The organism is Streptomyces murinus (assembly GCF_002154555.1).
Classification (GTDB): Bacteria; Actinomycetota; Actinomycetes; order Streptomycetales; family Streptomycetaceae; genus Streptomyces; species Streptomyces murinus.
The window spans coordinates 1-6,360 of record NZ_MUNF01000459.1 but is presented as its reverse complement, the minus strand read 5'-3'; the positions used below and the strand labels follow the sequence as shown (position 1 = coordinate 6,360).

At 71.7% G+C, this 6,360-nt stretch carries 4 protein-coding genes; 3 read left to right on the top strand and 1 reads right to left on the bottom strand.

The genetic code is table 11. The features are described 5' to 3' along the window. Both CCN72_RS26440 and CCN72_RS26435 read left to right on the top strand, forming a co-directional pair. Positions 1 to 799, top strand: a 799-nt coding sequence (locus tag CCN72_RS26440) for an esterase/lipase family protein (protein ID WP_086810252.1), incomplete at its 5' end; no start/stop codon positions are given. A gap of 228 nt (positions 800 to 1,027) precedes the next feature. Next, positions 1,028 to 2,563, top strand: a complete 1,536-nt coding sequence (locus CCN72_RS26435; protein WP_086810249.1) for a M23 family metallopeptidase — start codon at positions 1,028 to 1,030, stop codon at positions 2,561 to 2,563. A gap of 59 nt (positions 2,564 to 2,622) precedes the next feature. On the opposite strand, the gene pcrA is transcribed toward CCN72_RS26435, so the two are convergent. After that, positions 2,623 to 5,136, bottom strand: a complete 2,514-nt coding sequence (gene pcrA / locus CCN72_RS26430; RefSeq protein ID WP_086810247.1) for a DNA helicase PcrA — start codon at positions 5,134 to 5,136, stop codon at positions 2,623 to 2,625. Between the two features lie 323 nt (positions 5,137 to 5,459). Here pcrA and CCN72_RS26425 point away from each other — a divergent pair. Beyond that, positions 5,460 to 6,360 (top strand): SLAC1 family transporter (locus tag CCN72_RS26425; protein WP_107430156.1); only part of this gene is annotated, 901 nt, incomplete at its 3' end.

The window sequence follows — 6,360 nt, the reverse complement described above, 5'->3', positions numbered from 1 at the left end:
GCCCGGCAAACTGGCCGGGCTGTCGGTGACGCTGCTGAAGGCGACCGCCCTGGACGCCGCGATCCTGGCCGGACACGTCCTGCTGTATCCGACCGGCCTCTTCCAGGAGCGGCTCGCCCCCGCCGCGGCCGTGCCCGACGGCACCGCCCGGCTGCCCGTCCGCCCCGGCCCCCCGGTCGTGCTGCTGCACGGCTTCATCGACAACCGCTCGGTGTTCGTGCTGCTGCGCCGCAGCCTGGCCCAGCACGGCGGGCAGCGCGTGGAATCGCTCAACTACTCCCCGCTGACCTGCGACATCCGCACCGCCGCCGAGTTGTTCGGCCGGCATGTGGAGGAGATCTGCGAGCGCACCGGCAGCGACCGGGTGGACATCGTGGGGCACAGCCTGGGCGGCCTGATCGCCCGGTACTACGTGCAATGCATGGGCGGTGACCTGCGCGTACGCACACTGATCACCCTCGGCACCCCGCACTCCGGCACCCGGGTCGCGCCGCTGGCCGACGCTCATCCCATCGTGCGCCAGATGCGGCCCGGTTCGCAGGTCATCGAGGAGCTGGGCCGCCCCGCGCCCGGCTGCCGCACCCGGTTCGTCAGCTTCTGGAGCGACCTGGACCCGTTGATGGACCCGCTGGAGACGGCCTGTCTCGAGCACCCCGACCTGGACGCGCACAACATCCGGGTGACCGGCATCGGCCATCTCGCCCTGCCGGTGCACCCCGCCGTGGCGGCCGGGATACGCGAGGCGCTGGACTTCGCCGACGCCAAGGAGGGGCCCGCGAACGGTCTGACGGTGGCGTGAGGCCGTCCGAGCGCGCCGTCCGGGCCGTACGACGCCGCCGCACAGCCGTCTGACATCGAACACACATCGAACAGAAAGCCAAACTCGGGTCGAGCGCCCCCCGAAACGGCGCCGAATGCCCTTTTCCGGCTCAGCGAAACCGGCCGAAGATTGTCGCGCCCGCATACCGCCGGGTACAGTCGCCGCACTGCTCTGGCAGCCCCTGTTGTCGAGGCGAAAGAGAAGTTGGTGAACGACCGTCACCCGTCGGGGACCCTGACCACCCCGGCCCCGGCTTCCGACGCCTCCGCGGCGCCCCCGGCGTCGTACGGCACTCCGGAAGTCCCCTACGACGACTTCACCACGTACGGCAGCTACGACGCCACCGGTTTCACCAGTGGTTCCACCCCGGGCTTCGACCCGGACCCGCTCTTCGGGCACATCCCCAGCGATACCCATGCCACGGGTGAATATGCCACCGGCCCATGGCATTCCGACACCGTCCAGACCCCGGCCTACGGCGCCTACGCGCCCCAGCACCAGGCCGGTTACGACACGGGTGCCTACGACAGCACCGCCTGGACCGTCCCCGCGCAGGCCACCGGCAACGAGGTGAGCGGCCAGTGGGACACCGGTGCCTGGCTGCACCCCGACCGGTCCGGCACGCCCGACGCCACCCAGCAGTGGGAGTGGGGCACCCATGCCTTCGACACGGGCGCGTACGACGCCACGCAGTGGAACTCCGGCGGGACGGCCGTGCCGGCGGGCGCCGAGCAGGAGTCCGTGCCGTACGAGCAGGAGGCGGCGCCGTACGAGCAGGACGGCATGCCGTACCAGCGGGACAATGTGTCGTACGAGCAGGAGAGCGCGTCGTACCAGCCGGACGCCGTGCCGTTCGACCAGCAGGAGACCGCGACCTTCGAGGGGTTCGCCGAGCTGGACGGCACCGGCGAACTCGCCGCCGTACCACATCTGTTGGAGGAGCAGCAGGAGCCCGCGCCGGCTCCGGCCCCTTCGGGTGGGCGCGCCGGTGCGCGGGCCGGGGCGCGTTCCCGGCGCCGTACGCCCGCGAAGCGCTCCGCACTGCTGACCGTCGCCGTTCCCTCGGCCTGTGTGGTGGGGGTCGCCGGGATCGCCGCGGCCTCCATCGGCGCCCTGCACGACGACGGTTCCACCGAGACAACCGCCTCCGCCTCGGACGCGCACGCGGTCCAGCCGTCGGCCGCCAACAGCAAGCTGGACACCCAGCTCAGGGGGCTGTCGGCCGGCGCCGACGACTTCGCCGACCGGGCGAGCCGCACCCAGGAGCGGATCGACCTCAAGCAGCAGCAGGACCAGGAGAAGAAGAAGGCGGCCGCGGAGGCCGCGCTGAAGGAGCGGCTGCGGCCCAAGTTCGTGCTGCCGGTCCTCCAGAAGGGCCTCAGCGCCTACTTCGGCCAGGCCGGCGTCAACTGGATGTCCGTGCACACCGGCATCGACTTCCCCGTCGCCTACGGCACCACGGTGATGGCCGCGACCGACGGCACCGTCGCCACCAAGTGGAACAGCGCCTACGGCAACATGCTGATCCTGACCGCGAAGGACGGCACGGAGACCTGGTACTGCCACCTCTCCCACTATGTCGTCGCGCCCGGTACGACCGTCAAGGCCGGCCAGCCGATCGCCGACTCGGGCAGCTCCGGCAACTCCACCGGCCCGCATCTGCACTTCGAGGTGCGGCCCGGCGGCGGGGCGGCGGTCGATCCGTTGCCCTGGCTGCGCAGCCACGGTCTCGACCCCACGTAGTGAAGCCTTGAACGAAAAGGGGCCCTCGCCGACCGGCGGGGGCCCCTTTTCGTGTCTGCCTAGAGCTTCTCCACCGGCGCGTACCGCAGCAGCAGCCGCTTCGGCTTGGTGTCGCCGAAGTCGATCGTCGCCTCCGCGTTCGCACCCGTGCCCTTGACCCCGACGACCGTGCCGAGCCCGAACTGGTCATGGGTGACCCGGTCCCCGACGGACAGCCCGACCACCGGCTTCTCCGCGGTGCGCCGCGTGGCGAAGCCGGACGCGCCCGAGGCCGAGGAACGCGAACGCGACGAGGACAGCGAGGCCGCCACCCCGGACGCGGGCCCGGAGGACAGCGGCGCCGTCGCGCCGGTGCGCTTCCAGTCCACATGCGTGGCCGGGATCTCCTCCAGGAAGCGGGAGGGCGGGTTGTACGACGGCTGCCCCCAGGCGCTGCGCATCGCGGCCCGCGTGAGGTACAGCCGCTCCCGCGCGCGGGTGATGCCCACGTACGCCAGGCGCCGCTCCTCCTCCAGCTCCTTGACCTGCCCGAGGGCGCGCATGTGCGGGAAGACGCCGTCCTCCATGCCGGTCAGGAAGACGACCGGGAACTCCAGGCCCTTGGCGGTGTGCAGGGTCATCAGGGTGATGACGCCGTCGCCGTCCTCCTCGTCGGGGATCTGGTCGGAGTCGGCGACCAGGGCGACCTGCTCCAGGAAGTCGGCCAGCGTGCCGCCCGCCGCGGGGGCATCGGGTGCTGCCTCGCCCTCGCCGCGCTCCTGTTCGAACTCCAGGGCGACGGCGGCGAGTTCCTGGAGGTTCTCGATACGGGTCTCGTCCTGCGGGTCGGTGGAGTTCTGCAACTCGGCGAGATAGCCGGTGCGTTCGAGTATGGCTTCCAGGACCGTGGCCGGTCCGGCGCCGGACTCCACGATGGTGCGCAGGTCCTCCATCAGCGTGTTGAAGCGCTTGACCGCGTTGGTGGAGCGCGCGGCCATGCCGTACGCCTCGTCCACCCGCTTGAGCGCCTGCGGGAAGCTGATCTTCTCGCGCTGGGCGAGGGCGTCGATCATCGCCTCGGCGCGCTCGCCGATGCCCCGCTTGGGCACGTTGAGGATGCGGCGCAGCGGCACCGAGTCCTCGGGGTTGGCGAGAACGCGCAGGTAGGCGAGGACGTCCCGGACCTCTTTGCGCTCGTAGAAGCGGACCCCGCCGACGACCTTGTAGGGCAGGCCGACGCGGATGAAGATCTCTTCGAAGACACGGGACTGGGCGTTGGTCCGGTAGAAGACGGCGACGTCACCGGCGCGTGCCTCGCCCGCGTCCGTGAGGCGGTCTATCTCCTCGGCGACGAACTGGGCCTCGTCGTGCTCGGTGTCGGCGACATAGCCGGTGATCCGCGCGCCCTGCCCGGCGTTGGTCCACAGGTTCTTCGGGCGGCGGGACTCATTGCGCTCGATGACCGCGTTGGCGGCGGACAGGATGGTCTGCGTGGAGCGGTAGTTCTGCTCCAGCAGGATCGTCGTCGCGTTCGGGTAGTCCTCCTCGAACTGGAGGATGTTGCGGATGGTCGCGCCGCGGAAGGCATAGATCGACTGGTCCGCGTCACCCACGACGCACAGCTCGGCGGGCGGGAGGTCGTACTCGCCCGGCGGTACGTCCGCGTCGTCCGCGGCGTGCGCGCCGGTGCCGACCAGCTCACGGACCAGCGCGTACTGGGCGTGGTTGGTGTCCTGGTACTCGTCCACCAGGACGTGCCGGAAGCGGCGGCGGTAGTGCTCGGCGACGTCCGGGAAGGCGCGCAGCAGGTTGACCGTGGTCATGATCAGGTCGTCGAAGTCGAGCGCGTTGGCCTCGCGCAGCCGCGACTGGTAGAGCGCGTACGCCTGGGCGAGGGTCTTCTCGAACCCGTCGGCCGCCTGGGCCGCGAAGTCCTCCTCGTCGATCAGCTCGTTCTTCAGATTGCTGATCTTGGCGCTGAAGGACTTGGGCGGGAAGCGCTTGGGGTCGAGGTCCAGGTCACGGCAGACCAGGGCCATCAGGCGCTTGCTGTCGGCGGCGTCGTAGATCGAGAACGACGAGGTGAAGCCGAGCTTCTTGCTCTCCCGGCGCAGGATGCGCACGCACGCGCTGTGGAAGGTCATCACCCACATCGCCGCCGCGCGCGGGCCGACGAGCTGCTCGACGCGCTCCTTCATCTCGCCCGCGGCCTTGTTGGTGAAGGTGATCGCGAGGATCTGCCCCGGGTGCACATGGCGCTCGGCGAGCAGGTGGGCGATCCGGTGGGTGAGCACCCGGGTCTTGCCGGAGCCGGCGCCGGCCACGATGAGCAGCGGGGAGCCGGCGTGCGCGACCGCGGCGCGCTGGTTCTCGTTCAGCCCCTCCAGCAGAGCCGCCGCGTCGAGCGGGGGGCGCGGGGCGCCGTCGCGGTAGTGGGTGTCCCGGTCCGGCGGCACGTCGAACTTCCCGCCGAACAGATCCTCCGGGATCGGCTCCGGAGCATGATCGTCCTCGGGGGGCGGCGCATGTTCCTCCTCGTGCCCACGTGGGGCCTGGAGATCCGCCAGGAAGCTGTCGTCAAAGAGGCTGCTCATCGCCTTCCGAGTCTAGGGCGCCCCACCGACAACCGGCCCCGCTCCCGGAAACCCAAGGGTAAAGCCGGGGGAATCACGGAGGGGGAGCCCATGGGGACCCCTTGGGAATCCCGGGGAATCGGCGGGGGTCAGGGGACGGACGAGAGACCGGCCGGCGGCCGGAAGGGGAGCAGGGGACGCGGTGAGTGGCCGGCCGAACGGCTCGCAAGGGGTCACCATCCTGCCCGCCCTGTCGGCGCCCCTCCCTTCCCGTCGGGGTGTTTTCGCGGCCCCGCGCGCGTGCCCGTGGCGCTCGGTTCGGGACGCTGCCTAGCATCGGGCGCATGTCCGGTCTGCGTACGTGGTGGGCGGGCCGGTCACCGGCCGCCGGGGCCGCCGTGATGGCGACCGGCATCGTGTCCACAGGGCTGCATCTGATCGGCGCCGAGGCGCTCTCCCTGGCGGCGCTGGCACTGGCGGGCGCCGCCTGGGCGCTGCTGGGCATCGGTTTCGTACGGCGGCTGGTCCTGGACCGGGGACGCTGGGCGGCCGAGGCACGGAGCCCCGCGGCGCTGACGGCCGCCGCCGCGACCGCCGTACTGGCCTCCCGGCTCGCCACACTGGGCCGGCCTACCCTGGCCGAGGCGCTGCTGGCCCTCGCGGCGGTGCTCTGGGCGGTGCTGCTGCCGATCGTCGTACGGCACTGGCGGTCGCGTATGCCCGGCGCGGTGTTCCTGTGCTGTGTGGCCACCCAGGGGCTGGTGGTGTCCGCGGCGGCGCTGGCGGCGGCCGAGCGCAGGGCGTGGCTCGCGCACACCGCGCTGGTGCTGTTCTGGCTCGGCCTGGCGCTCTACGCCTTCGCCCTGCCCCGCTTCGATGCCCGGCAGGTGCTGGAGGGGCCCGGGGACCACTGGATCGCGGGCGGGGCGCTCGCGATCTCGGCGCTGGCCGGGGCGGGTCTGCTCGCCGCCGGGGACACGGGCGGGCTGTATCTGTGGAACGACGACGACCGCGACGCCCTGCGCACCACGACGGTCCTGCTGCTCGCCCTGTGCCTGGCGGCCTGTGTCGTGCTGCTGGTCGCCGAGGCGGTCCGCCCCCGGCTCCGCTACGACCAGCGCCGATGGGCGACGATCTTCCCGCTGGGCATGACGGCCGCGGCGACCCTGTCCGTCGGGACCGCGGTGGGCGTCCCCTGGCTCAGGGGGCCGGGGCGGGTGCTGGTCCTGTCTCTGAGACACATCT

What these genes read in the sequence shown, in the direction of transcription:
- pcrA (WP_086810247.1), bottom strand. Translation starts at nt 5,136, where the DNA reads ATGAGCAGCCTCTTTGACGACAGCTTCCTGGCGGATCTCCAGGCCCCA.